Origin of the sequence: Proteus vulgaris (genome assembly GCF_016239305.1) — a bacterium.
Lineage (GTDB): Bacteria > Pseudomonadota > Gammaproteobacteria > Enterobacterales > Enterobacteriaceae > Proteus > Proteus vulgaris_C.
Genome location: NZ_JAEHOQ010000006.1, coordinates 91188 through 116601 on the forward strand (window position 1 = coordinate 91188; position 25414 = coordinate 116601).

Below are 25414 nucleotides of genomic sequence, written 5' to 3' on the forward strand. Positions count from 1 at the left end.
GACTTAAATTTATAGCGTTAACAGGCTATCTATATTTGATTATTGTGCTGCACTAGGGGCAATAATTTGCTGACCATTTTCAGGTGTATCATCAATTGCACAACCAAATTCTACTTCCTTCACTAACATATCAGCCATTGCAGACGCTGTTTGATCTTCATCGATAATGACGTGATTTGCACCTTTTTCAAGGATAAAAGATGCTTCTTCATCGTAGTTAGCACGAACAATAATATCGTCGAAATGAGCACGAACAATGATATTTAAATTAGGATTCATACTTCTTGCTGTTTCAGCAATATCAGCAGCTTCATAACCATTAGGGATAGTCAGTAATAAAGATTTAGCGCAATCAATACGGGCTAAAGCAAGTGATTCTTTTGTTGATGCATTGCCCAGTACTGTGTTTAAGCTTTTCTCTTTTAATTCCGCAAATTTATTACGGCTATTTTCGATAATAACCAATGGAATAGATTGAGCTAATAATTTTTCAGAAAGCATGCTTCCTGCGCGTCCATACCCAACGATAATGGCGTGACCACAGATATCAACAGGAACTGGCATCTCTTCTTCCAGCTCTTCTTGTTGTAGTTGTTCCATTTCTTCTTTTGTCTCTGTTTTTGCCAGATAACGGTCTAATAAAGAGAACAATACTGGGTTTAGCATAATAGAAACTAAAGCGCCGGCTAAAACGAGATTACGTGCATCTGGCTCTAAAACGTTCAGAGCAACACCAAGGCCTGCAAGAATAAAGGCAAATTCACCAATTTGAGCAAGACTAGCAGAAATAGTTAATGCTGTTCGTCTGGAATGACCAAACATTCGTACAAGCACCAGTGCAGCTGCGGATTTACCAATAATAATGATAGCCAGTGTTGCTAAGATGCCGAGTGGGTGTTCAATCAAGACCATTGGATCAAACAGCATACCTACAGACACAAAGAACAGTACAGCAAAGGCATCACGCAATGGCAGAGTATCTTGAGCTGCTCTGTGGCTTAAATCAGACTCATTGAGTACCATACCAGCAAAGAATGCACCTAATGCGAAAGAAGCATCAAATAAGGTCACAGCGGCATAAGCGATACCTAAAGCTAGTGCTAATACACATAACGTAAAGAGTTCGCGAGAGCCAGTTGCTGCGGTTTTAGCTAAAATCCAAGGGATAAGCTTACGGCCGACAACCATCATGATTAAGATAAAGGCAACGACTTTACCGATAGTGATCCCTAAATTAATCATCAGTTGAGAAATACTGGTTTGGTCACTACTTTCCAGCATATTGGCGGCAGCAGGCAGTAGCACAAGGGCTAATACCATTGCTAAGTCTTCAACTATCAACCAACCAATAGCAATTTGGCCTCGTTGGCTATCAATCAGGCCTCTTTCTTCAAGTGCTCGTAAAAGAACAACGGTACTTGCTGTTGATAGACACAAACCGAATACAATACCACTAAATAAACCCCAGCCAAAAAATGCTGATAATCCCAATCCTAATAGTGTTGCGACTGCAATTTGCGCAATAGCACCCGGAATAGCGATGGCTTTTACCGCCATAAGGTCTTTTAAAGAAAAATGTAAACCTACGCCAAACATTAGCAGAATGACGCCGATTTCAGCAAGTTCAGGGGCGAGAGAGGTATCAGCGACAAAGCCAGGGGTAAATGGGCCAGCGAGTACACCCGCAGCAAGATATCCTACTAAAGGTGAGATTTTTAGCCGTTGAGCGATCATGCCTAAAATGTAAGCAAGTGCTAACCCACCAACAATGGTGGTAATGAGGGGTGTTGAATGCGGCATCAATTCTCCTTCTTTTTATAAAACTACATGTATCGGGGGGCGAGTAATATAGCAGGCTGATAGTTTAACGTATTTATGCAATAAATTCGCTAAAAATTATCGATTATTTATAAAAATAGCAAGTTGATTGAGTTTTATGACGCAAATGCATTTTTTTATGTTATTTTAATAAGTCTCATCTTTTAAGGTGAGAGTTACCCTGTTACCGGTTCATTTTGATAACAGGAATAATTACAGCTTATTCAGTTTTATCTACCCCAATATTAGGAAGAAAAATGGTGAAAATACCTAACAGTGGGAGATAAGCGCAAATATGATAGACATATTCAATACTTTTCTGATCTGCTATATATCCTAAGACAGCAGCACCAATCCCCCCCATCCCAAAAGCAAGTCCGAAGAAAAGCCCTGAAACCATGCCTGTTTTACCCGGAATTAACTCTTGAGCATAAACTAAGATAGCAGAAAATGCTGAAGCTAAAATCACCCCAATGAATACAGTGAGTACGCCAGTCCAGTACAAGCTGGCATAAGGGAGTATCAGTGTAAAAGGCGCAACACCTAGAATAGAACCCCAAATAACATATTTTCTACCAATTTTATCGCCTACGGGGCCACCAATCATGGTGCCAGCTGCGACAGCAAAGAGAAAAACAAATAGGTGAATTTGTGCATTTTGTACTGAAACGCCAAATTTATGTATTAAATAAAAAGTATAGTAGCTACTGATGCTTGCAAGATAAAAATACTTAGAAAAAATCAGAATAAGTAAAATAGCTAAAGATCCAAAAAGGGCTTTACGTGGCAATATTGCTTTATTGTTTAGTATTTTAGGTTGTTTTTTCTGAGCTTCTTGTTGAATTTTATACCAACGACTAACTTGTAGTAACACGACAATAGCTAGCAACGCAGCAAGGGAGAACCAACCGACATTTCCTTTGCCATAAGGCGCAATCAGCAAGGCTGCCAAAAGAGGGCCTAATGAGCTACCAAGATTTCCGCCTACTTGGAAGAGTGATTGTGCAAGTCCGTGCCTTCCACCTGATGCCATTCTAGCAACACGAGATGATTCTGGATGGAAAACAGATGAGCCAGTACCCACTAACCCTGCAGCAAGTAATAACATTGGGAATGTGTCAGCAAAAGCGAGGAGAATAAGCCCTGTTAGAGTAAAACCCATACCAACAGGTAATGAGTAAGGCTTAGGATATTTATCAGTATAAAGGCCAATAAAAGGTTGTAATAAGGATGCTGTAATTTGATACGTCAACGTTATCATCCCTATTTGTACAAAACTGAGAGAAAATTCAGATTGCAACATAGGGTAAATAGCTAATATCAACGATTGGATCATATCATTGAGAAGATGTGAAAAACTGATAGCAGTTAAAATACTAAAAACCGTATTACGCTTATTGGCTTTTCGTTGTAAAACGTCATTTTCCTCTATGGGAAGCGCTGGGTCGGCATTGCTCATTTTAATTCCCTGTCATATTGTATTGTTAACAAATTGTTTCTATTTTTATTAGTCTAGTTTACATCTATTTGGAGTTGAGTGCTTTTGTGAGAAATAGAGTTTGATTCATGTCTCAAAAAAACTATTGGATCAATGAAATAATAAAAAAATTATATAACCTACGTCATAAAATACAGCAAAAGTATTTAACTTCTGTCTTTTTTTTCTACAGTAAATGCATGGCAGAACCTTCTCAATAAATAATATACATGGGGATATACCATGAGCTTATCTTTTAAATTATCGGCATGCGCTTTGACCGTTTCTTTAGCTATGGCGCCTGCGTTGTCTCAGGCATGGGAAAAGGATAAAACGTACGAAATTACTATTTTGCACACCAACGATCATCATGGCCATTTTTGGCATAACGATCGTGGTGAATACGGTTTAGCTGCTCAAAAAACTGTTGTTGATAATATCCGTGATGAAGTTGCTAAAAAAGGTGGTAGCGTATTGCTGTTATCAGGCGGTGATATCAATACTGGTGTTCCAGAATCTGACTTACAAGATGCAGAGCCTGATTTTAAAGGTATGAATCTTGTGGGGTACGATGCAATGGCACTGGGCAACCATGAATTCGATAATCCATTAGATGTTTTACGTCAACAAGAAAAATGGGCAACATTCCCATTTTTATCTGCAAATATTTATCAAAAAAGCACGGGTGAGCGTTTATTCAAGCCTTACACCATTTTTGATAAGCAAGGTGTTAAGATTGCAGTTTTGGGCTTAACGACTGATGATACTGTACGTATCGGTAACCCAGCAAACTTCCCTGATACTGAATTCCGTAAGCCTTCTGATGAAGCTAAAAAAGTTGTAGAAGAACTGCGTACAACAGAAAAACCAGACATTATTATCGCAGCAACCCATATGGGTCACTATGATGATGGTAATCATGGTTCTAACGCACCAGGCGATGTAGAAATGGCGCGTGCTTTACCAAAAGGCTACCTTGATATGATTGTGGGTGGTCACTCACAAGATCCTGTCTGTATGTCTCAAGAGAACAAAAACTACAAACAAGCTGATTATGTACCAGGAACACCTTGTGCACCTGATAATCAAAATGGCACATGGATTGTTCAGGCTCATGAATGGGGCAAATATGTTGGTCGTGCAGATTTCGAATTCCGTAATGGTGAATTCACATTAAAGCATTATCAACTTATCCCAATCAACTTAAATCAAAAAGTGAAGAAAGACGATGGTACTACTGAACTTGTCTACTACACAGAAGAAATTCCTCATAACCCAGATATGATGAAGTTGTTAACTCCTTACCAAGAAAAAGGTGGCGAGCAACTGAATGTTAAAGTAGGTGAGGTTGTTGGTAAATTAGAAGGTGATCGTAGTAAAGTTCGCTTTATTCAAACCAATATGGCGCGTTTATTACTATCAGCTCAAGCTGAACGTGCTAATGCAGACTTTGCCATTATGAGTGGTGGTGGTGTTCGTGATTCTATTGAATCTGGTGATATCACTTACAAAGATGTATTGAAAGTTCAACCATTTGCTAATGAACTGGTTTATGTTGATTTTAAAGGTGAAGAAGTAGAGCCTTATCTGTCAGCAGTTGCTTGCATGAAAGTAGATTCTGGTGCTTACGCACAATTCTACAATGTTAGCTTAACAGTCGATGCTGACTGTAAAGTCAGCGATGTTAAAATTGCAGGTAAACCATTAGATAAAACCAAATCTTATCGTATGGCGACATTAAACTTTAACGGTATTGGTGGTGATGGATATCCTAAGATTGATTCACACCCTGGTTATGTCAATACTGGTTTTGTTGATGCTGAAGTGCTAAAAGGCTATATCGAAGCACACTCTCCATTGAAAGCAGCTGATTTCGAACCTAAAGGCGAAATTGTTTACAAAAAATAAGTCTATCAATAACGCAATATAGACAAAAGGCGACATTAATGTCGCCTTTTGTTTTTGGTTAAAACCACGTTAATTTCTTATTTTGAGGATGTGCCTTAAAATAAAAAATCATTAATGATTATGACTCTTTACGAATAAGTGCAAATTGAGCACCTAATACAGTACCTAAATCTCTTGCTGATAATTCAATATCTAAGCCACGTTTACCACCAGAAACAAAAATAGTATTAAATTCCAGTGCTTGCTCATCAATCACGGTGGGTAGCCGTTTTTTCTGGCCTAATGGGCTGATCCCACCAACTAAATAACCAGTCACTTTTTGTGCAATTTGTGGATCTGCCATGTCTGCTTTTTTTGCTTTAAAACACTTAGCGACAAGCTTTAAATCTAACTGACCAGAAACGGGAGTGACTGCGACAGCAAGATTTTTAGCATCGCCATTTAAAGAAACTAACAGTGTTTTAAAGACTTGGCGATTATTCAAACCCAGTTTTTCAACGGCTTCATCACCAAAATTATGAACATTCGCATCATGTTCATAAGGATGGAGGATAAATTTAATTTTCTGTTTTTCCAGTAAATTTACAGCGGGAGTCATAGTTATTCCTACTACAATGTTTTATGCTTGACGTGTTAATAAATCAATTAAATTCTCTTCACCAAATAAATGAAGAGCACCTACAGTGACCACATAACGGCCAGCCGGTAATTTTGATAATCGATTAGCCCATTTTTGGTTACGGCTTTCCATTAAAATATCAAATACTGCTTTGCTAAAGGTATTTGGTAAAGGGGGCTGTTTTTCTCGACTATTATAATTTAACCACCAATTAATCATGATTTGCAATGTACGTGCATTATCGTGCCAATTTTTTAGTGTATCTTCGAGTAATTGCTGACCATCGTGAGGGAAATTCAATAATAATGCGACCTGATCTTCAATACCTTCTAGCTCTATAATGTTTTTCTTGTACTCATTAGCATATTGAATGACTTGATAATCAATACCATGTTGAGGTTGTAAACCTAGCCGCATTGCTTGGGTCGATTGCAAAATCAAGGCAATTTGCCAAAGAGGTTTATTTTCAATTTGATAAAGAGAAAGGGAGAGCGCTTCACAATGCTCAGTAATTTGAGAAAAAAGAGAGCTATTTAAACGCGTTTCTAGTGACTCTCTAAAAAGAGACGCTTGATCAAAAGGTTGTACATCAGTTGAAATGTCAGCTTCAACAATAATAGCATCTGCATTTTTTATTTCGTTGATAAGTACATTGGATAGCGGTGTCATTGTTGGAACACCCATATGGATACTACCTACAAGGTGCAAAGAGACATCATTAGGTAGCATAATATCAACAGCAGGATAAGGGTAATAGGTCGTATTTTTTATCCCAACCCAGTGTTTGATTTTTTGAAAAATACCCGTCATTGATATGTTCCTTTGAGTATAAAATCACAAGGTTTTAGCATAACGGATTTGCAATGGAATGAAACAACGAAAGCCAAGCTTTACTTAGCTTTCGTTGTTTTTATGTTATTTTACCAGCTTATCCCGACACCGCCAGCAGAGACCCAATTTGATTCATTCCATGCAGTAGAGGCTCTTATTTTAATATTTTCATTAATACGATATTGCATACCCCAAGCAAGAGCAGAGGCATTACGATAATTACCTATGCCGATAGCGGTACTAAATGTAGCAGAATCGGTAAAAGGCAAATTACTCATTGCGGCTACAGAAGCAATACCTTGATTGGCGCGTTTTTCAACTTTATAAAAGCGATTTTGAGTATCAGATTTAAAATGTTCAAAATTATTTTTTAGTGTTTTAACTTCGTTTCTTGAGATTGATTGTTCCGTATAAAGAGTAGAAAAGTGGTTTTTTAATGAAATGTTGTTTCCATCAATATTTAGATTGTCGATATAGTTATCTTTAATATTATCAATACCTTCTTTATTCATATCAATACCTTTTTTATTGGTGTTAATATTTTCTTTATTTGTATCAATATCTATTCTATTGGTATTAATATCTTCTTTATTTGCATCAATATTTTTTCTATTAGTATCAATATCTTCTTTATTCGAATCAATATCTTTTCTATTAGTATCAATATCTTCTTTATTCGCATCAATATCTTTTCTATTAGTATCAATATCTTCTTTATTCGTATCGATATCTTTTTTATTGGTATCAATGTCTTTTTTATTAGCACCAATATTGTCTTCATTCGCTAATATTTTTTCTAGATTCATTGCGTGACCAGATTGATTAGCATTAGTCATCATTTTATTAAACTTAATTTGATTATTAAACTTACTCAGTTCAATATTATTTTTTTTGATTAGCGTAATGATTTTTTTATTGAATTCGTTTTCAATTGAAAATAAATTCCCTTGATTTATTACGTTGTTTTTTTCTCTATCAACAATATCATTGTATTGTTCAATTGTTAGGTCAGGTAATGCCGTTCGCCCAATCTGTATATCATCATCTGTATGTTCAGCTAGAAAGTGAAGAACGGCTTTTTTATTAAATGAAATATGTGAACTATCGTTTAATTCGGATGCATTATCTTTTATTTCATTATAAAAAAAAGAAGCGATTTTTGATCTTATCTCTGTATCTTTTGGTGAAATAATTAAACTATTTTTTATTTTAATATTCTCTTTTGTAATATTTTCTCCGGACGTCGTCTTTATATCCCCCATGTATTTATTGAGATTTTCTATTATCTCATCAGTTAGTAATATTTTATTTTTTTCTAACTTTACATAATAATTACTTATTTTTTGATCAAAAGATGAGGGAGCTGTGATGATTGTATCTTGTTCAATGGCAATGAATGGAGTTTCATCTGGTGTTGTATAAAACGTTTCATTTGAAAATACATGAGAAGAATAAATTAATGGTAAAGTGATAATAATAATTTTATTTATGTTCATATTTAAATCCTTTTAAAATATCATTTTGGTATCAGATTTATTATTTTATTTAAATAATATTTTCCTACAATAATAAATAGGGCTTAAATAATATTTTGTTCTTTTTTTAAAATTATAATTTAAGTTTATTATGCCATTAAAATTTAATGAAAAACTTATAATATATTGCTATCCTAGCGTTAAGAGGGCGGAGTAATGACTCTCTTGTATAATGAGAAATTCCTCTTTGACTGGCCGATAGAAATATCGGCTTTTTTTTAACCTTTTGATAATATTACTAATGATTAATAGAAAACAAAAAATAAGATAATAAAAAACCTCTTTTATAGATAAGTAAAAGAGGTTTTGGGAAAACACTTTATGTGTTATTAGGTATTATTGCTTAGGTTTAAAACGCAGTAAACGGTTTGCATTACTGACTACAGTGATTGAAGACAATGCCATTGCTGCACCTGCAACAACAGGGTTTAATAATGTACCTGTAAATGGATAAAGAATACCGGCCGCAATGGGAATACCTAAGCTATTATAGACAAAGGCACCGAATAAATTCTGCTTCATATTACGTAGCGTACCTTTTGAGATCTCAACGGCATCTGCAACGCCATGCAAACTATGACGCATTAACGTGATAGCAGCTGTTTCAATAGCGATATCACTACCACCACCCATAGCAATACCGACATCTGCTTTGGCTAATGCCGGCGCATCGTTAATACCATCTCCGATCATTGCAACACGACGCCCTTGCGCTTGAAGTTCAGTAATAGCTTGTGCTTTACCTTCTGGCATCACACCCGCAATAACCTGATCAATACCTGCTTCTTTTGCAATTGCATTTGCTGTAATCGGGTTATCCCCCGTTAACATCACAAGGCGATAACCTTGATGATGTAAACGTTGTAATGCACTTATGGTATCTTCTCTAAGTGGGTCACGAATAGAAAGTAATGCCGCAATTTTACCATCTTGTGCTAATAAAACAGGAGTAACACCTTTGGCTGCCTGAGAGTCAATTAGTGAATTAACTTCACTAATATCAACACCAGATTCGACCATTAATTTAGGGTTACCTAAAAGCACCATTTTACCCTTAATTTCACCACTTAATCCCATACCTGCTAGTGTACGAAACTTGTTTACCTCGGGTAAATCAATACCTTCAGCACGTGTTAAAATTGCCTTAGCTAATGGGTGGTTAGAGCCGTTTTCCAGTGATGCTGCCAACGCAAGTGCTTGAGTTTCATCTACTTGATTAAAAGTATGAAGTTCAGTGACCTGAGGCATACCTTCTGTTAGTGTTCCTGTTTTATCAAAGACTAAAGTATCTAGTTTGCTCGCTTGTTGTAGCGCATCTGCATCACGGACCAACACGCCATATTCAGCCGCACGGCCTACACCGGAAATAATCGACATTGGTGTCGCTAAACCCAAGGCACAAGGGCAAGCGATGATAAGAACCGTTGTGATAATCACGAGTGCGTAGGTAATTTGTGGCGAAGGGCCAAAGAAATACCAAATAGCACCAGCAATTAAGGCAATAGCGACAACAATGGGTACAAAGACACTTGAAATTTTATCTGCTAACTGACCAATCTCAGGTTTACTACTTTGTGCTTGGCGAACTAATTTAATGATACGAGCCAGTGTCGTTTTGCTTCCCACCGCTGCTGCTTTAAATAAAACTGAGCCATCTTGAACTGTGGTTCCGGCATGAATGGTATCGCCCACTGATTTTTGCTGTGGAATGGGTTCACCGGTCAACATGGCTTCATCCATCCATACTTCACCTTGGATAATTTCACCATCAACTGGCACTTTATCACCAGTTGCTAAACGTAATGTCATTCCTTGTTTAACATCAGCCAATGGCATTTCAACTTCACCGTTTTCAGTGATGACCTTTGCTGTTGGTGGCGTTAAATCTAATAGACGCTCTAGTGCTTTAGATGAACGCTGGCGCGCTCTTTGCTCAAGCATATGACCTAGATTGATTAAGCCAATAATCATCGCACTGGCTTCATAATAGAGATGCCGAGCTTGAGCTGGAAATACTTCTGGCCATAAATTCACGGTAATGGAATAGAGCCACGCTGTTCCTGTTCCTAATGCAACGAGGGTATCCATTGTTGCACTGCGGTTTTTTAAACTCTGCCATGCGCTACGATAGAAATGTCCACCAGCAACAACCATAACAAACAGTGTTGCAATACCAATACCTAACCAAATACTGTGGTTAGCTTCAGTTAACATCATATTGTCGCCGATCATTCCCCAAATCATGACCGGGATACCGACAACTAAGGCCAATATAGCTTGCCAGCGAAAACGCCTCATATTAGCAACAGCGACTTCTTGCTGGCGTTCTCTGCGTTTTACATCATCTTGAATAATTTCAGCACCATAACCTGCTTTTTCAATGGCAGTCACTAGTGCATCTTGATCGATTTCACCTGTCACTAATGCGCTACGTTCAGCAAGATTTACACGTACATTTTCAACGCCATCAACGGATTGTAATGCTTTGTGAACCTTGTTTACGCAACTTGCACAGGTCATGCCATCAATTAAAAGCTGAACACTGCTGTCATCGTCAGTATCTATTTCCGGGCTGTTCTCAATGTCAGCATTTTCAACTGGAATGTCACAAACAGCCGCTGACGATGCTTCCAGTTGTGCATGCGTTTGCGTCAGCGGCTCAGTTTTTGGGAAATCAGTACCTGCCAGCTGTGCTTCAAAACCAGCGTCTTTAATGGTAGTTATCAATGTTTCTACGATGGCAGATCCGATTACTTTTGCGTGAGTTAATTCAACTTCAGCACTTTCAACGCCCGTCGTAGCTTCAAGCGCTTTTTTGACAGAGCCAACACAATGACCACAATTTAAGCCTGAAAGGGTTAAATGGATTGCGTTGTCAGTAGGCGCTAAACTGGCTTGAAAACCTTCAGCCGTAATCGCTGCAATTAAGGTATCCGCAGTGGTATCGCCAAAAATTTCAGCAGACTCTTTAGTAACATTAACAGCGACTACACCTTCAACGGCTAATAATGCTTTTTCAGTTTTACCTACACACTTCATGCAGTTAAGACCGCTTAGGCTTAATTTCACATCGGGTTGTGTTGCAATTCTAGCTTCATAACCAGCGTCTTCAATCGTTTTGATTAAACTTTCAGCAGTTGCATCACTGTCAATTTTAGCGTATTGAATAGTTACATTTGACTGTTCTATATCATTGCGAGCATCGAGTGCTTTTTTTACACTGTTAACACAGTGGGAGCATGAAAGCCCTTGTAATGCGAGTAGCGTTGTTTTTGCCATATTAATTTATCTCCGAAATAAAAAGCGTTACCTCTATTATTGCTCAATATCTGGTAACTTGCTTTCTTTAAAGGTTTTTTCTTATCAGAGATAAAGGCTAAACCTTTCCGCAAGGGGAAGGTCAAGGGGGAATTTTGAATATTAGTGAAATCGCAAACAAAACAGGATTAACAGCTAAAGCCATTCGGTTTTATGAAGAAAAAGACTTGATTACACCCCCAGGGAGAGGCGAGAACGGCTATCGCTATTATCAGCCACAACATATTGAAGAATTAACATTATTGCGACAAGCTAGAGAGGTTGGTTTTAACCTAGAGGAGTGTCGCGCATTGTTAATGTTATTAAGGGATCCATCACGACATAGCGCTGATGTGAAAGAAGCGACGTTAAAAAAGGTGGCTGAAATTGAGAAGACTATTAACGAACTTAACGCAATTCGTCAGCGTCTTCTCTTGTTAGCCAGTGAATGTCCTGGCGATGACGGTGCTGATTGTCCTATCATCAATCATTTGTCAGGGTGTTGCCACCATCAGAAACAGTCGGTTTAAGTGGAATAACGTGTAAAGTAATGCCATCAATAGCAATGACTTCAACCTTATCACCTGCTTGTAATGGCGTGTCTGAATAAACACGCCAGCTACCATCGGCTAGCTTTACGCGGCTAAACCCATTGTCCGTATCTGATGATAAAACAGCATGAACACCAATTAATTGATGGCTTTTCTGATTTAAGTTCTCAGCTTCTTTTGATAGTTTTCTGCGCTTAAGCCAAAGGTGCCAAAGTACAGCACTAATAACCGTTAATATCGCAAATAACACACCTTGAATAGGCCAGATAATAGGTAGCACCCATGCGAGTAAAGAAACGCACAGTGCTGCCATTCCTGACCATAAAAGGTATCCTGCTGTTCCTAGCATTTCTGCAATTAACAGCAAGCCACCAAGACAAAGCCAGAAAAGTGCGGGGTGAGCACTAATCCATTCAATCATCATTAATTACTCTTGTTACCAGAGTCATTTTTCTTGGTATTAAGGAGTTCTGAAATACCACCAATTGCGCCCATTAAATTACTGGCTTCTAGTGGCATCATCACTACTTTACTGTTGTTGGCTGAGCCAATTTGTGCGAGTGCATCAGTATATTTTTGAGCAACAAAGTAATTGATTGCTTGCATATCCCCTTTAGAGATAGCTTCAGATACCATTTGTGTTGCTTTGGCTTCAGCTTCTGCTGCACGTTCACGGGCTTCTGCTTGTAAGAATGCAGATTGACGCTCACCTTCCGCTTTCAGAATTTGTCCTTGTTTCTCACCTTCAGCTTTTAAGATAGCGGCTTGACGAATACCTTCAGCTTCAAGAATGTCAGCACGTTTAGTACGTTCAGCTTTCATCTGAGCATTCATTGCAGAAATCAATTCTTTTGGTGGGCGAACATCACGAATTTCAATACGGGTGATTTTGATACCCCAAGGGTTTGTTGCATCATCCACAATCAGTAAAAGGCGACTATTGATTTGGTCACGTTGAGAAAGAATTTCATCAAGTTCCATTGAGCCTAAAACTGTACGGATATTCGTCAGTGTTAAGTTGATAATTGCAAGTTCAAGATTATTAACTTCATACGCGGCTTTTACCGGGTCGATTACTTGAATAAAGCAGACTGCATCAATGCTGACGTTGGCGTTATCACGAGAGATCACTTCTTGAGATGGAATATCAAGCACTTGTTCCATCATATTAATACGGCGGCCAACACGATCGACAAAAGGAATAAGAATTTGAAGCCCTGGAGTGAGTGTTCGAGTGTAACGACCAAAGCGTTCGACAGTCCACTGATAACCCTGTGGAACGGTTTTAACACCGCTTAAAACTAGAATAATAGCGAATAAGATGATAATGCCAATGACTATTTCCATATACCTGTCCTAAGTCTGCTTTTATAAGAAAATAAAACTAATAAAGTAAAGAATACACCATACGGCGATATTTAGACGCTAAATTATCATTAGTGCCTAAGGCAGATAAAATATCCATTAGGGTTTTCTTAACTTGCCCATCACCTGCATTTAAGTCTTTTTTGATAAAGCTAAATAGCAATTCTAATGCTTCTTCATTACGGGCGACTTCATGTAATTTTAGTGCAAGTTGAATAGCAATATCAGTATTTGCAGGGTGCTGGTTAAAATCATTTTGTAATTGCTGAATTTCTGGGGTATCAGCAGCTTGTTTTTGTAATTCAATTTGTGACAGTAAACTATGATAGTAACTGTCTTGATCTTGTAATGGGATAGTGATTAACAGTGTTTGTGCTTCTTCATTTTTATTTAAAGAAATAAGAGCACCAGCTAAAGCTAGTGTAATTTCACTGTTTTTAGGGGAAAGTTGATGTGCTTCTTTTAATAGTGGTAAAGCTTCATCCGCTTTTCCTTCTGAAAGAAGTTGTGCTGCTTGTGCCGCTTTTAGTTCTTCAGGTTTTGGTAATACATTAGCTAAAACTTGTCGGACTGCTTCTTCAGGTTGAGGGCCTTGGAAACCATCAACAGGGCGGCCTTCTTGCAAAATATAAACAGTTGGGATCGCACGTAGACCAAATTGTGAAGCAATCATTTGTTCTGCATCGCAATCTAATTTTGCCAAAATAAATTGGTCAGCAAATTCGGCGGCCAGTTTATTCAATGTTGCACCAAGCTCTGCACAATGAGGGCTATGTTCTGAATAGAAATACATCATGACTGGCTTGGTCATGGACTGTTCTATAATTTGTTGAATATTTGATTCATTTACATCAACAATGTGTGCAGTTGCTAACATTAACTTGTCCCTTTTTGAGAGTTTTAAATATAGATGCGATTTATAAAGCTATTTCATTAATAAGTAAGGGTGAAACAAAAAAAATCAAGCCTTACCACTTTGGCGACTTAAAATTGCATCCATCAAGGTATCAGGTAGAAAACGTTTTAATATTCTGACAGCATGAGTTAATAGCGTTACGGGATAACGTATCTTAGGTTTTGGACTTTCTAAAGCATGGATAAGCTTTTTCACTACATCTTCAGGTGTTAATGTGAAACGACTCGCAATCCCCGGATTTTTTACTGGTTTATCTTTCTCAGCTTGTGCCACATTTTCTGTAAAGCAGGTTCGTATCGGGCCAGGCTCAATCAAACTGACTTTAACACCGGTATGTACTAATTCCATTCTTAAGGCATCAGACCACGCTTCTACGGCATATTTACTGGCAGCGTAAGCGCCTCTACCAGGTGTTGAGATAATTCCCATCACTGAACTGGTTTGAATAATTCTACCTTCACCGTGAGGCAACATAGCTGGTAATAGTAAAGTAGTTAGTTGATGTAAACCAAAAAAATTTGTGGAAAATTGTTTTTCCATTTGTTGGCGACTAATCGCATCTAGTGGGCCGTATACACCAAATCCACCGTTATTAAATAATCCATATAAACGACCATTTGTTAGATGAATAACCTCTAATGCCGCTTTTTCAACACTTTGAGCATCATCAAGATCAAGATAAATAGGCTCTAATCCTAGTGTTTCCATGCGTTTAAGATCTTCATCTTTACGGCAAGCGGCAAGGACTCGATAGCCTCTTTTCTTGAGCGCTTTAGCTGCACAAAGCCCTATTCCACTAGAACTTCCTGTAATCAATACCGTTTTTTGCATAATTTTACAATTAATCTCGTTTAATCTTCGTTAACTACTGTCAGAATAGTCTAACGTGTTAAGTAAGGGGATAATGTTTTATCCATCCATTGCGCAATAAAAGGCTGAGCATCTTCATTGGGATGTATGCTGTCGTTTTGCATCCACTCAGGCTTATCTGCGATTTGCTCCATATAAAAAGGAAGTAGAGAAAGCGCATTCTCTTCAGCAAGTTTAGGATAAATCGCTGAAAAAGATTGTGTATAGCGTTTACCGTAATTAGGTGAAATCATAATTTGCATAAAAAGTGGGGTTGCGCCTGATGCTTTAACTTGTGTAATGATGTTTTGTAGCGCGTCTTTTGTTTGTGCAACAGGGTATCCCTGTAAGCCATCATTTGCACCTAATTCAATTAAAACCCAGCGTGGTTGATGCTGTTTTAGTAAATCAGGAAGTCGATTTTGCCCCTGAAATGCCGTTTCGCCACTAATACTTGCATTAACAACGTTAATTTCAGGATGGGTTGTTTTCCAATTATCAGCAAGGCGCTGTGGCCATGCGCTCTCAAGAGGAAGACGATAACCTGCACTCAAGCTGTCACCAAAGATTAAAAAGGTATCAGTAGCAATCGCCTTAAAGCTAAACATCATCATAACGATAAGGAAAAATGTATGTCGACGGAAAAGGTTCTTGAAGTTCATCAGTTAACCAAACAAGTAGGACAAGGTGATAGTCAGATCTCTATATTGCAGGGTGTTGAGTTAGTTGTCGAGCCTGCACAAACAATTGCGTTAATTGGTGAGTCAGGATCGGGTAAATCGACGTTGTTAGGGATTATTGCCGGACTTGATGATGGAAGCGCTGGCAGTGTGAAATTAATGGGGCAAGATCTTACAAAAATGAATGAAGAAGAGCGCGCTAAATTACGCGCTCAACATGTTGGTTTTGTTTTTCAATCATTTATGTTAATTCCGACATTGAATGCCCTCGAAAATGTGCAGTTGCCCGTATTATTAAAAGGTGAGTCCGAAAAACACAGTTATGCACGTGCGGTGGATTTACTTAACCTGTTAGGATTAGGTGAACGTTTGTACCATATGCCAGCACAGCTTTCGGGTGGTGAACAACAGCGTGTGGCACTGGCAAGAGCGTTTTGTACTCAGCCCGCAATTCTTTTTGCTGACGAACCAACAGGAAATTTAGATCGTAAAACGGGAGATAAAATTGCTGATTTGTTGTTTTCTCTCAATCGAGATTATGCAACAACATTGATTTTGGTCACCCATGACAATGAGCTTGCAGCTCGTTGTCAGCGACGTTTACGATTAGTTGATGGACAACTTAAGGAGGAGTCATGATTTGGCGTTGGTTCTGGCGTGAATGGCGTTCTCCTGCATTATTAATTGTTTGGCTTTCTTTAGCGCTTGCGGTCGCTTGTGTACTTGCTTTGGGGCGTATTGGTGATCGTATTGATAAAAGTATTTATGCTCAAAGTCGAGACTTAATTGCAGGCGATTTAGTGTTACGTGCATCTTATCCTGTTGACGAAAACTGGCTTGCTGAGGCGAAAAAAATGGGATTAACCCTCAGTCGCCAAATGCAATTTACTACGATGTCTTATGCTCCAGAAGGAGATACACCACAGCTTGCGTTAGTTAAAGCCACTGACAATTTATATCCACTTTATGGTGAATTAGAAACAGAACCCGCGGGCTTGAAACCAGAAAAAGGAACTGCGCTTGTTGGTGCCCGATTACTGGAACTGCTGGATATAAAAGTCGGCGATAAAATTGATGTAGGTGACGCTACATTTACAATCAGTGGTGTATTAATTCAAGAGCCTGACAGCGGATTTAACCCTTTCCAAATAGCACCACGTATTTTAATTAATCTTGATGATGTTGAATCAACAGGTGCAGTACAACCCGGTAGTCGCCTAACTTATCGCTATATGTTAGCGGGTAATGAGTCCGTGATTGATAGTTATCAACAACGCTTTGATCCTCTATTAAAACCCGATCAGCGTTGGAATAGTTTAAAACAAGATAGTGGTGCACTTTCACAATCTATGGAAAGAGCAAAAAACTTTCTTCTACTCTCTGCTCTATTAACATTACTACTCGCGATATCGGCAGTAGCGGTTTCAATGGCGCACTATTGTCGCAGTCGTCATACTTTAATTGCGGTACTAAAAACATTAGGTGCAGATAAACGTGCATTGCGAAAATGGATAGTAGGGCAATGGGGCGCTATTCTTATCGGAGCCGTCATTGTGGGTTCATTGACGGGGCTTCTCTTTGAAATTATTTTGCTACAAATTTTATCCCCTGTTTTACCTAAACGTTTACCTGATGCGAGTTTTTTACCGTGGTTTTGGTCAGTAGGCTCTTTATTATTAATCGCTTTATTAACTGGATTAAGGCCTTATTATCAATTAATGGCAACTCAGCCTTCTCGTGTATTAAGAAGTGATACCACGGCACCAGTCTGGCCTTTACGTTATTATTTACCACTAGTAGCGTTAATTGTTATCGGCACTTTAACGCTTTTTGCCGGAACAGGGGTTTTATTGTGGTCAATTCTATTTGGCGTTGTTGTTATCGCCTTTTTACTGGGCGCTATTGGTTGGCTTGGATTGTGGGTATTAAAGCAGTTTAAATTCCGCCAACTCAGTGCTCGACTAGCGGTAACTCGCTTGTTACGACAGCCTTTTCAGACCATGACTCAATTGGCTGCTTTTGCACTTTCATTTATGTTGTTAACGCTATTGGTGCTGATCCAAGGTGATTTATTAGATAAATGGCAAAAACAATTACCAGAAGACAGCCCTAATTATTTTCTGATCAATATGTCCGCGCCTCAAGTCCAAGAAGTTAACACTTTATTGGCGCAATATAACGTCGAACCTACAGACGCCTATCCTGTAGTATTAGCGCGCTTAACGCAGATTAATGAGAATAATGCCAAAGAGTGGGCTGATAAACGTGATGCAGGGAATAATACAGTGCGCCGTGAGCTTAATTTAACGTGGCACAGTGAATTACCTAAAGATAATGTGATCCTAGAAGGCACATGGCCACCTGTTGGTAATGGTGTTTCCCTTGATCAAGGTGTTGCCAAACAACTTGAGATTAAACTGGGTGATGAATTAACTTTTGTGGGAGATACTCGAGAGTTTAAGTCAGTTGTGACCAGTATTCGCCATGTTGATTGGGAAAATATGCGCCCTAACTTCTTCTTTATTTTTTCTGAAGAAGGATTAAGTAATCAACCAGAAAAATGGATGAGTAGTTTTTATTATAATGGAGATGGCGCTTTAATCACGGCACTTAATCGACAATTCCCTACGGTTAGTGTGTTAGATACGGGGGCGCTAATTCAGCAGGTGCAACAAATCTTACAACAAGTCAGTCGCGCATTAGAAATTATGGTCGGATTGGTGATGATTTGTGGTGCATTATTATTAATTGCTCAAATTCAGGTAGGAATGACACAACGGCGCATTGAGCTTGTAGTTTATCGCACATTGGGAGCTGGTAAATTATTATTACGACGCACACTTTGGGCGGAGTTCGCTTTATTAGGCTTAATGGCTGGTTTAGCCGCAGCAATTGGTGCTGAGATGGCATTAGGTTTATTGCAGAAATTTGTATTTAATTTTCCTTGGCAACCTCAATGGGGAATGTGGCTTACTGTACCTATTATCGCGGCACTTCTATTGTCGCTGTGTGGCAGTGTTTTAGGTGTAAGACTGTTGCAAGATAAAGGTCAATACCGCCGAATTCAAGGTGAGTAGTGAAAATAAACAAGAACTATAAATAGAGTTAAATAAAAATGCTGATGTCATCAAACATCAGCATTTTTTATAGGAAAAAATAAAGAATTATTCTTTTATAACATAAGCATAAATACGCTTACTGCCATCATCTTCATTGTAAATATAAACGCCTTGAAGTTCCGTTGAAAAACCCGGAAGTTGATTAATGGTCACTTCAAGGGCTTGGAAATAACGTAACACTGCACCTCCCCAAATCTCACCGGGAACTGTGCATAAAACACCTGGCGGATAAGGTAAAGCTCCTTCTGCAGCAATTCTGCCATCTAATTCACTTAAAGGTAAAAACTCTACATTGCCACGTACAAACTCAATATTAGCTTGTTGTGGACTTAGTGCTCGCTTAGGAAAATGATTTTTTCTAAACATCTGTTTTTGCAGTAACTTGATATTGTATTTGACACAAATATCATGCATTTCCTGACAGAGTTGACGCAATGTATAACCCTGATAACGAGATTGATAACGACGACAAACAGAAGGTAATACCTGTTCTAATGGAATGTCGTCAATTAGCAGTTTTTCAAATTTCACAATTAATGAAATTAAGCGTTCAAATTTATTATTATGCTCTGCGGGGGTGAGCAAAAATAGAATAGAGTTTAAATCACTTTTTTCAGGAATAACGCCATGTTCCCGTAAATAATTTGCCAAAATAGAAGCAGGTACACCAAAGGCTTCATATTCTCCTGTATGGGGGTTAATGCCCGGTGTTGTGAGCATTAGTTTACAGGGATCAACAAAGTATTGATTGGTGGCATAACCTTCAAATGAGTGCCAATTATCATTAGGAATAAAGTTGAAAAAACGCTGATCAGACGCAATTTCATCTGTTTCGTGATCTTGCCAAGCAATACCATCCACAATTTCAGGAATAAAAGGCTTCATAAATTGGCACTGCTTTAATAATGATTTACGAGCTTCAATGCCTTGCTTAACACAATTCATCCACATTGCTTCACCGCTTTTGCCCGAATGCATCTTTGCATTGACATCTAGAGCTGCAAAAAGAGGATAAAAAGGGCTGGTGGATGCATGCATCATAAAGGCATTATTCATGCGCTTATGATTAACGTATCGAGATTGCCCTTTGATATGCGCATCTTTTTTATGTATCTGAGAAGTTTGTGAAAAGCCGGCTAGTTGTTTATGAACAGATTGAGTAACGAGAATACCAGGATCGTTTTCATTGAGTGTTAGCAACAAAGGCGAACACTGTTTCATCATTGGAATAAATTGTTCATAGCCCACCCAAGCGGAATCAAATAAAATGTAATCGCAAAGATGACCTATTTTATCAACGACTTGTCTTGCGTTGTAAATTGTACCGTCATAAGTGCCTAGTTGAATAACAGCTAAACGGAAAGGACGCTGATCAAATTGGCGTTCAGGCGTAATTTCTGCAATTTGTTGGCGTAAATAGTTCTCTTCAAAGCAATGCGCATCAATACCACCGATAAAACCAAAAGGGTTACGAGCTGTTTCTAAATAAATAGGGGTTGCCCCCGCTTGAATAAGTGCGCCATGGTGATTGGATTTATGATTATTTCTATCAAATAACACCAAATCATTTGGTGCCAATAATGCATTTAAGGCAACTTTATTCGAAGAAGAGGTTCCATTTAAGACAAAATAGGTTTTATCTGCATTAAACACTTGTGCCGCAAAGGTTTGTGCATCGTAAGGTGCACCTTCATGAATAAGTAAATCACCCATTTCCACGTCAGCATTACAGAGATCAGAGCGAAATAGGTTCTCACCAAAATATTGATAAAACTGCTCGCCCGCAGGATGGCGTCGAAAAAACTCTCCACCTTGATGTCCGGGGCAATCAAAAGCAACATTTTTTTCGGCAACATAATTTACTAAGCGTGAAAAAAACGGTGTAGTTAGGTTTTCTTCATATTGATGGGCTGCTTTATTGATCAAAATACTATTCTTTTGATGTGCGCTTTCATCTGTAATGACAACACCCGAAACTTGATTAAGTAAGTCAGCACCGAGGGTATCGTTAAGATCAACAGCAATAAAGACAGGTAATTCAAAGCCTGTTTGTTGAACACGCGCTAATTCACCCGACTCAATATCTGGCAATGACAGTATCACAGCCGATACTTGCGTTAAATTTGCATCAACAATATCAATAATAGGGCGTTCACACGAAAAATAGTGTGAAAGCGAGGGGCAACACGCCAACTTCATTTTTTTCATTACACTCGTGTTTAATCAATCGGAGAATTGGCAAACAATATACTTGGTTGTGAATGTGATTGAAATAAATTAAAGCAATAAAATTGATAATTTTATGCATGATAAATGCATAATTTACCATTATTAGTGATTGGTAAATGGATAAGTTTATAAGAGGCTAAACTTATCCATTTCTATTACTGTGGGATCGAAGACGATTTTTCGATATAAACTGTTTGAGATGGAAATGCAAAGTCAGCGCCATGTTTATGCACAATCTCAATCATCTTCAAATAGACTTCCTGCTGAGCTTCAAGCCACTGTGCCCAGACGGTTGTTTTGGTAAAACAATACACCATGATATTGAGTGAAGAGTCTGCGAATTGATTAAAATAGACTAGCAAGGTTTGTTGTGTATCGATTTTGTCATTTTGCATTAGCATGGTGCGGATATCTTCAACAATCACACCAATTTTATCTGAATCTTCGTAACGTAAACCGAGTTCAGTTTCAATACGCCGATTAGTCATTCGTCCCGGATTTTCTACGCTAATGGAAGAGAAAATTGAGTTAGGAATATAAAGCGGTCGATGGTCGAAGGTAATAATTTTAGTAATACGCCAACCAATTTCTACTACCGTACCTTCAATATTACGATCAGGTGAGCGTACCCAGTCACCTATATTAAAAGGGCGGTCAAAATAGAGCATAACACCAGAAAAAAGGTTACTGAGTACATCTTTACTTGCCATACCAATGGCAATACCACCTAATCCGCCAAAAGTCATTAAGCCTGATAAGCTCATACCAAAATGCTCACCAAACAATAAGATAATGATGACAAAAAGGGTGATTTTAAATATACGAGAAATAATACGGGCTGAAGTGGGATCGCTACCTTTTCTAATCTGTGATTGCTCTAATCTATTAATGAGTAAGAAAAATTTACGCATTAAAACTAAGGCAATGCCGACGTAAGTAAAGAAATTAATCATCCTAAAAGAGATAAAATGGAGATTAAAATCAACAACAGCCATTTCACAGTATTGGCTTAAGATAATCACTAAACTACAAAGGAGGATGGCTTGGCTAATATGAATAATAATATTTCTACGACGTTTTTTCTTTTTGTCATGAAAAAGAGAGACGGCGACAAAACCAACAAAACAGGCTAAAGCAACGCCTACACCTATCGAGTATTTTATTATTAATGCATCATTCATCAGCTTAACATCTCCTTAGAAAATGCGTTTGTATAATACGAAACCTATTATTATGTTTATTTAATTGCTATTTTTTCTGTTCACTAGCATGCTGAAATTTAGGGTAAGTAGGTGGTTTCATAAAGAATGTTACCGCTAAGATCAATAGTACAGGTATGGTTAAAATTAAGAATGCAGGAGTGAAACTCCCTGAGATGTCTTTTATTGCACCCGCAAAGAACGGCGCTAAACAAGCAAGCGTCGAAATTAAATTCATGACTGAAAATAGCTCAAGGTAAGGAGAGCGACCGAAGTAGTTAGCCAGCAATATACTTGATGCTAAAAATGTCATGCCATAACCGATACCGACACAAACTGTAAACAGGATCAGATAAATCCAAGAGTTTGCCATGCTGAGTGCTAACAACCCAATAATGATAATACTTAAACTAGCAATAAGTAATTTTTTAGGTTCTAACCATTCACCAATAGCGCCACCCGCTAAGCGTGAGAAGGCGTTGATAAAAGCCATACTACTTAATAAGGTAGCAGCAATAGTCTCGCCAAAGCCATTTTCAATAATATGAGCAACGGCAAAACTATTAACGGTAATACCGCACCATAAAAAAGCCGTATAAGTGGCAGCGATAACATAAAATTGCCATGTTCTCAAAGCATGGCGGGCCGTCCAAATTTCTTTGGTTTGATAGATACGCTTTGTACTTTGGAGTTGGCTAATTTTTTTGGCATGCTCTTGCTCTTTGCTTCCTTCACGTAAAAAAAGAATAGTGAAAAGAGTAATAACGGTAAGTGTGATCGCTGAAATAAGCCAATGCATACGCCATGTATGCCATAAGTGCGTGGCTAAAAAGTAGATCCAAGGCCCCGCCACACCGCCTAATCCACCAATAGTAAAATAAACACCGAAGGCAAAAGATTGTTTTTCAAATAAGCGAGAAATAACGTAAGTTCCGGGTACTGTTGCAAGTAAGGTAAAACCAATACCTAATAGTGCAGTACCAAGGAAATATCGTGCAATGGTGTAGGTTTCATAAAGAAAATAAAAACCGCTGACGAAAATCATCAGTCCAATAAGGAGAGTAAAGCGAACACTTAATTTACGAATAAGTAAGGTGGGTAAAAAACTGGCAAGACCACAAGTTAATCCTAATAACGTAAAACCAAGGCCCGCTTGTGTCCAATTCCACTCTAGCTCACTTATCATGCTAGGAAGAACCACACCCAAAGATGTAAATGTGGTAGCGGTAGCTAAAAAATAGACTAAACCCAGTAATATCAGCATACTCCACTGATAAATGGGCCCAAAACTCTGTTGTGTGGCTTGCATCCTGACTCCATCTAACGGGTGCAGTAACCTGAATAATCAGGAGAAAATAGCGAATAACAGACCTATTTTATCAAGGTCTGTTCGTTTCAAGGCTATTATTCTCTAACTTTATGAGTCGGACTGCTAGCTTAATTTTTCTAAAGCCCATTGGATGGGATTTTGATAGGCATCATCAAGCATAAGACTTAATGAGTTAAGTGTGTCTTTTAGTAGTTGGTTATCACGATGAACAAGATTGATATGACCCACTTTACGCACCGGACGAACTTCTTTTTCATACCAATGTAAATGCACTAAAGGTAATGAAAGCCATTGGGGATTTATGTCAGTACCAATCAAATTAACCATTACTGCGGGTTGGCAAACTTCAGGTTTTGGCATCGGTAAATCTAAGATTGCACGCAAATGTAACTCAAATTGGCTGATAGAGGCACCATTTTGTGTCCAGTGGCCACTGTTATGAACTCGGGGAGCTAATTCGTTGATAAGTAATTTATCACCGACAATAAAACACTCCATTGCCATTACACCAACATAATTGAGTTTATCAAGGATAGACGTCAGCATTTTCTCTGCTGATTGTTGCAATTTTGGGGCGGGTGTTGGTAATGCAACACTCATACGTAAAATGCCATCTTGATGAAGGTTATGTGTTAAAGGATAAAATACACAATGACCTTTTCTATCTCTAGCTCCTACTAATGACACTTCACCAGAAAAGGGGATACCTTGCTCAACAATACATTCACCATAAATTTCAGTGGGTAATTGTTGTTCTTCACCAGGGTGAATTCGCCATTGTCCGCGACCGTCATAACCACCAACACGACGTTTCACGATAATAAAATTACCTAACTGAGCAAAAATATCAGGCCATTGTGCAGGGGATGTTAAGGCTTGCCAAGGTGCGGTTGCCAAACTGAGCTCATCAAGAAGTTGTTTTTGAGGAAATCTGTCTGCAAGCAAAGGAAAAATATCACGGTTAACAAAGTTAGTATGGCGTTCTAACTCTTTTGTTAATGCCGTTTCTGGCCAACGTTCAATTTCTGCAGTAATAATACTTTTTTGATAGGGAACCGCTTCAGGTTCTGCATCTAATCCTACTGGGTAAACAGCAATACCTAAAGGTTCACCTGCTTGTCTTAGCATTCTGCCTAATTGACCATTTCCAAGGACACAAACCGGTTTCATAGTGCCTCTCTTGGATCAGAGTTATTTAATACATCGTCGGTTTGTGCTGTGCGCCATGCAGTTAGTGCGTCTAAAATAGCAGGAGAATGTAGCGCCAAAATTTGAGCCGCTAATAAAGCTGCATTGGCAGCCCCCGCTTTGCCAATCGCTAAGGTTCCTACTGGGATACCTTTTGGCATCTGCACGATTGAATAGAGGCTATCAACACCGTTTAATGCTGCACTTTGAACAGGAACACCGAATACAGGTACTAACGTTTTAGCTGCAAGCATTCCCGGTAAATGGGCTGCGCCTCCAGCACCTGCGATAATGACATCAAAGCCATTACTTTTTGCTTTTTCAGCAAAGCTAAATAACTTATCAGGGGTACGGTGCGCAGAGACAATCTCAACATGGTAAGGAATATGTAGCGCATCTAATACATCAGCGGCATGAGACATGGTTGCCCAGTCACTTTTAGATCCCATTACAATGGCGATACGAGGGGAAGCGGTATTTAGACCAACGTGAGAAGACATTAC

The 25414-nt window shown here is 38.5% G+C and carries 20 protein-coding genes; 4 read left to right on the forward strand and 16 right to left on the reverse strand.

Annotated elements, in window-relative coordinates; all coding sequences use genetic code 11:
• Positions 1 to 39: 39 nt before the first annotated feature.
• Both ybaL and JEP40_RS06020 read right to left on the reverse strand, forming a co-directional pair.
• A complete protein-coding gene (gene ybaL / locus JEP40_RS06015) occupies positions 40 to 1800 on the reverse strand; it encodes a YbaL family putative K(+) efflux transporter (RefSeq protein ID WP_198622858.1) in 1761 nt (586 codons plus the stop codon).
• 238 nt (positions 1801 to 2038) lie between these two features.
• Positions 2039 to 3277, reverse strand: a complete 1239-nt coding sequence (locus JEP40_RS06020) for an MFS transporter (RefSeq protein WP_198622859.1) — start codon at positions 3275 to 3277, stop codon at positions 2039 to 2041.
• Between the two features lie 261 nt (positions 3278 to 3538).
• Between JEP40_RS06020 and ushA the strand changes: the two genes are divergently transcribed.
• The gene (ushA, locus tag JEP40_RS06025) at positions 3539 to 5203 is read left to right on the forward strand and encodes a bifunctional UDP-sugar hydrolase/5'-nucleotidase UshA (protein WP_198622860.1); all 1665 of its coding nucleotides are present in this window, start codon (positions 3539 to 3541) and stop codon (positions 5201 to 5203) included.
• Positions 5204 to 5321: 118 nt separating this feature from the next.
• Here ushA and ybaK read toward each other — a convergent pair whose 3' ends face one another.
• The 4 genes from ybaK to copA form a co-directional block, all read right to left on the reverse strand.
• Positions 5322 to 5801 carry a Cys-tRNA(Pro)/Cys-tRNA(Cys) deacylase YbaK gene (gene ybaK, locus JEP40_RS06030; protein WP_198622861.1) on the reverse strand — a complete coding sequence of 160 codons (480 nt, stop codon included), beginning with the start codon at positions 5799 to 5801 and terminating at the stop codon, positions 5322 to 5324.
• Between the two features lie 21 nt (positions 5802 to 5822).
• Positions 5823 to 6632, reverse strand: coding sequence for a TraB/GumN family protein (locus JEP40_RS06035; protein ID WP_198622862.1), 810 nt, complete (start codon positions 6630 to 6632; stop codon positions 5823 to 5825).
• Between the two features lie 110 nt (positions 6633 to 6742).
• Positions 6743 to 8149 carry a YadA-like family protein gene (locus tag JEP40_RS06040; RefSeq protein ID WP_198622863.1) on the reverse strand — a complete coding sequence of 469 codons (1407 nt, stop codon included), beginning with the start codon at positions 8147 to 8149 and terminating at the stop codon, positions 6743 to 6745.
• 375 nt (positions 8150 to 8524) lie between these two features.
• Complete coding sequence (copA, locus tag JEP40_RS06045; protein ID WP_198622864.1) at positions 8525 to 11467, reverse strand: copper-exporting P-type ATPase CopA; 2943 nt, start codon at positions 11465 to 11467, stop codon at positions 8525 to 8527.
• A 134-nt stretch (positions 11468 to 11601) separates the two neighbouring features.
• Between copA and cueR the strand changes: the two genes are divergently transcribed.
• Positions 11602 to 12015 carry a Cu(I)-responsive transcriptional regulator gene (cueR, locus tag JEP40_RS06050; protein ID WP_198622865.1) on the forward strand — a complete coding sequence of 138 codons (414 nt, stop codon included), beginning with the start codon at positions 11602 to 11604 and terminating at the stop codon, positions 12013 to 12015.
• Here cueR and JEP40_RS06055 read toward each other — a convergent pair.
• The 5 genes from JEP40_RS06055 to tesA all read right to left on the reverse strand — a co-directional run bounded on the left by JEP40_RS06055 (position 11969) and on the right by tesA (position 15828).
• Entirely contained in the window at positions 11969 to 12457 is a 489-nt protein-coding gene (locus JEP40_RS06055; protein ID WP_198622920.1) for an NfeD family protein, read from the reverse strand. The genes cueR and JEP40_RS06055 overlap by 47 nt on opposite strands.
• Before the next feature lie 2 nt (positions 12458 to 12459).
• Positions 12460 to 13383, reverse strand: a complete 924-nt coding sequence (locus JEP40_RS06060; RefSeq protein ID WP_198622866.1) for an SPFH domain-containing protein — start codon at positions 13381 to 13383, stop codon at positions 12460 to 12462.
• A 37-nt stretch (positions 13384 to 13420) separates the two neighbouring features.
• Positions 13421 to 14278: a co-chaperone YbbN gene (locus JEP40_RS06065; protein ID WP_198622867.1), complete on the reverse strand. Its 858-nt coding sequence runs from the start codon at positions 14276 to 14278 to the stop codon at positions 13421 to 13423.
• Positions 14279 to 14362: 84 nt separating this feature from the next.
• On the reverse strand, positions 14363 to 15148 hold the full coding sequence (locus tag JEP40_RS06070; RefSeq protein ID WP_198622868.1) for an SDR family oxidoreductase: 786 nt from the start codon (positions 15146 to 15148) through the stop codon (positions 14363 to 14365).
• 50 nt (positions 15149 to 15198) lie between these two features.
• Positions 15199 to 15828 (reverse strand): multifunctional acyl-CoA thioesterase I/protease I/lysophospholipase L1, encoded by a 630-nt coding sequence (gene tesA / locus JEP40_RS06075; RefSeq protein ID WP_198622869.1) that lies wholly within the window; start codon positions 15826 to 15828, stop codon positions 15199 to 15201.
• Here tesA and ybbA point away from each other — a divergent pair.
• Together ybbA and ybbP are read left to right on the forward strand one after the other, a co-directional pair.
• Positions 15799 to 16485, forward strand: coding sequence for a putative ABC transporter ATP-binding protein YbbA (gene ybbA / locus JEP40_RS06080; protein ID WP_198622870.1), 687 nt, complete (start codon positions 15799 to 15801; stop codon positions 16483 to 16485). The genes tesA and ybbA overlap by 30 nt on opposite strands.
• Complete coding sequence (gene ybbP / locus JEP40_RS06085) at positions 16482 to 18923, forward strand: putative ABC transporter permease subunit YbbP (protein ID WP_198622871.1); 2442 nt, start codon at positions 16482 to 16484, stop codon at positions 18921 to 18923. Before ybbA ends, ybbP begins: the two co-directional genes overlap by 4 nt.
• An 87-nt stretch (positions 18924 to 19010) precedes the next feature.
• Here ybbP and JEP40_RS06090 read toward each other — a convergent pair whose 3' ends face one another.
• The 5 genes from JEP40_RS06090 to purE form a co-directional block, all read right to left on the reverse strand.
• Positions 19011 to 21173 carry an ornithine decarboxylase gene (locus tag JEP40_RS06090; protein WP_198622872.1) on the reverse strand — a complete coding sequence of 721 codons (2163 nt, stop codon included), beginning with the start codon at positions 21171 to 21173 and terminating at the stop codon, positions 19011 to 19013.
• 176 nt (positions 21174 to 21349) lie between these two features.
• Positions 21350 to 22375: a mechanosensitive ion channel family protein gene (locus tag JEP40_RS06095; protein WP_198622873.1), complete on the reverse strand. Its 1026-nt coding sequence runs from the start codon at positions 22373 to 22375 to the stop codon at positions 21350 to 21352.
• A gap of 67 nt (positions 22376 to 22442) precedes the next feature.
• A complete protein-coding gene (locus tag JEP40_RS06100) occupies positions 22443 to 23702 on the reverse strand; it encodes a CynX/NimT family MFS transporter (RefSeq protein WP_198622874.1) in 1260 nt (419 codons plus the stop codon).
• Positions 23703 to 23825: 123 nt separating this feature from the next.
• Positions 23826 to 24893 (reverse strand): 5-(carboxyamino)imidazole ribonucleotide synthase, encoded by a 1068-nt coding sequence (purK, locus tag JEP40_RS06105; RefSeq protein WP_198622875.1) that lies wholly within the window; start codon positions 24891 to 24893, stop codon positions 23826 to 23828.
• The gene (gene purE / locus JEP40_RS06110) at positions 24890 to 25411 is read right to left on the reverse strand and encodes a 5-(carboxyamino)imidazole ribonucleotide mutase (RefSeq protein ID WP_198622876.1); all 522 of its coding nucleotides are present in this window, start codon (positions 25409 to 25411) and stop codon (positions 24890 to 24892) included. The genes purK and purE overlap by 4 nt, the downstream gene beginning before the upstream one ends.
• Positions 25412 to 25414 lie beyond the last annotated feature (3 nt).

What these genes read in the sequence shown, in the direction of transcription:
- ybaL (WP_198622858.1), bottom strand. Translation starts at nt 1,800, where the DNA reads ATGCCGCATTCAACACCCCTCATTACCACCATTGTTGGTGGGTTAGCA.
- JEP40_RS06020 (WP_198622859.1), bottom strand. Translation starts at nt 3,277, where the DNA reads ATGAGCAATGCCGACCCAGCGCTTCCCATAGAGGAAAATGACGTTTTA.
- ushA (WP_198622860.1), top strand. Translation starts at nt 3,539, where the DNA reads ATGAGCTTATCTTTTAAATTATCGGCATGCGCTTTGACCGTTTCTTTA.
- ybaK (WP_198622861.1), bottom strand. Translation starts at nt 5,801, where the DNA reads ATGACTCCCGCTGTAAATTTACTGGAAAAACAGAAAATTAAATTTATC.
- JEP40_RS06035 (WP_198622862.1), bottom strand. Translation starts at nt 6,632, where the DNA reads ATGACGGGTATTTTTCAAAAAATCAAACACTGGGTTGGGATAAAAAAT.
- JEP40_RS06040 (WP_198622863.1), bottom strand. Translation starts at nt 8,149, where the DNA reads ATGAACATAAATAAAATTATTATTATCACTTTACCATTAATTTATTCT.
- copA (WP_198622864.1), bottom strand. Translation starts at nt 11,467, where the DNA reads ATGGCAAAAACAACGCTACTCGCATTACAAGGGCTTTCATGCTCCCAC.
- JEP40_RS06055 (WP_198622920.1), bottom strand. Translation starts at nt 12,457, where the DNA reads ATGATTGAATGGATTAGTGCTCACCCCGCACTTTTCTGGCTTTGTCTT.
- JEP40_RS06060 (WP_198622866.1), bottom strand. Translation starts at nt 13,383, where the DNA reads ATGGAAATAGTCATTGGCATTATCATCTTATTCGCTATTATTCTAGTT.
- JEP40_RS06065 (WP_198622867.1), bottom strand. Translation starts at nt 14,278, where the DNA reads ATGTTAGCAACTGCACACATTGTTGATGTAAATGAATCAAATATTCAA.
- JEP40_RS06070 (WP_198622868.1), bottom strand. Translation starts at nt 15,148, where the DNA reads ATGCAAAAAACGGTATTGATTACAGGAAGTTCTAGTGGAATAGGGCTT.
- ybbA (WP_198622870.1), top strand. Translation starts at nt 15,799, where the DNA reads ATGTCGACGGAAAAGGTTCTTGAAGTTCATCAGTTAACCAAACAAGTA.
- tesA (WP_198622869.1), bottom strand. Translation starts at nt 15,828, where the DNA reads ATGAACTTCAAGAACCTTTTCCGTCGACATACATTTTTCCTTATCGTT.
- ybbP (WP_198622871.1), top strand. Translation starts at nt 16,482, where the DNA reads ATGATTTGGCGTTGGTTCTGGCGTGAATGGCGTTCTCCTGCATTATTA.
- JEP40_RS06090 (WP_198622872.1), bottom strand. Translation starts at nt 21,173, where the DNA reads ATGAAAAAAATGAAGTTGGCGTGTTGCCCCTCGCTTTCACACTATTTT.
- JEP40_RS06095 (WP_198622873.1), bottom strand. Translation starts at nt 22,375, where the DNA reads ATGAATGATGCATTAATAATAAAATACTCGATAGGTGTAGGCGTTGCT.
- JEP40_RS06100 (WP_198622874.1), bottom strand. Translation starts at nt 23,702, where the DNA reads ATGCAAGCCACACAACAGAGTTTTGGGCCCATTTATCAGTGGAGTATG.
- purK (WP_198622875.1), bottom strand. Translation starts at nt 24,893, where the DNA reads ATGAAACCGGTTTGTGTCCTTGGAAATGGTCAATTAGGCAGAATGCTA.
- purE (WP_198622876.1), bottom strand. Translation starts at nt 25,411, where the DNA reads ATGTCTTCTCACGTTGGTCTAAATACCGCTTCCCCTCGTATCGCCATT.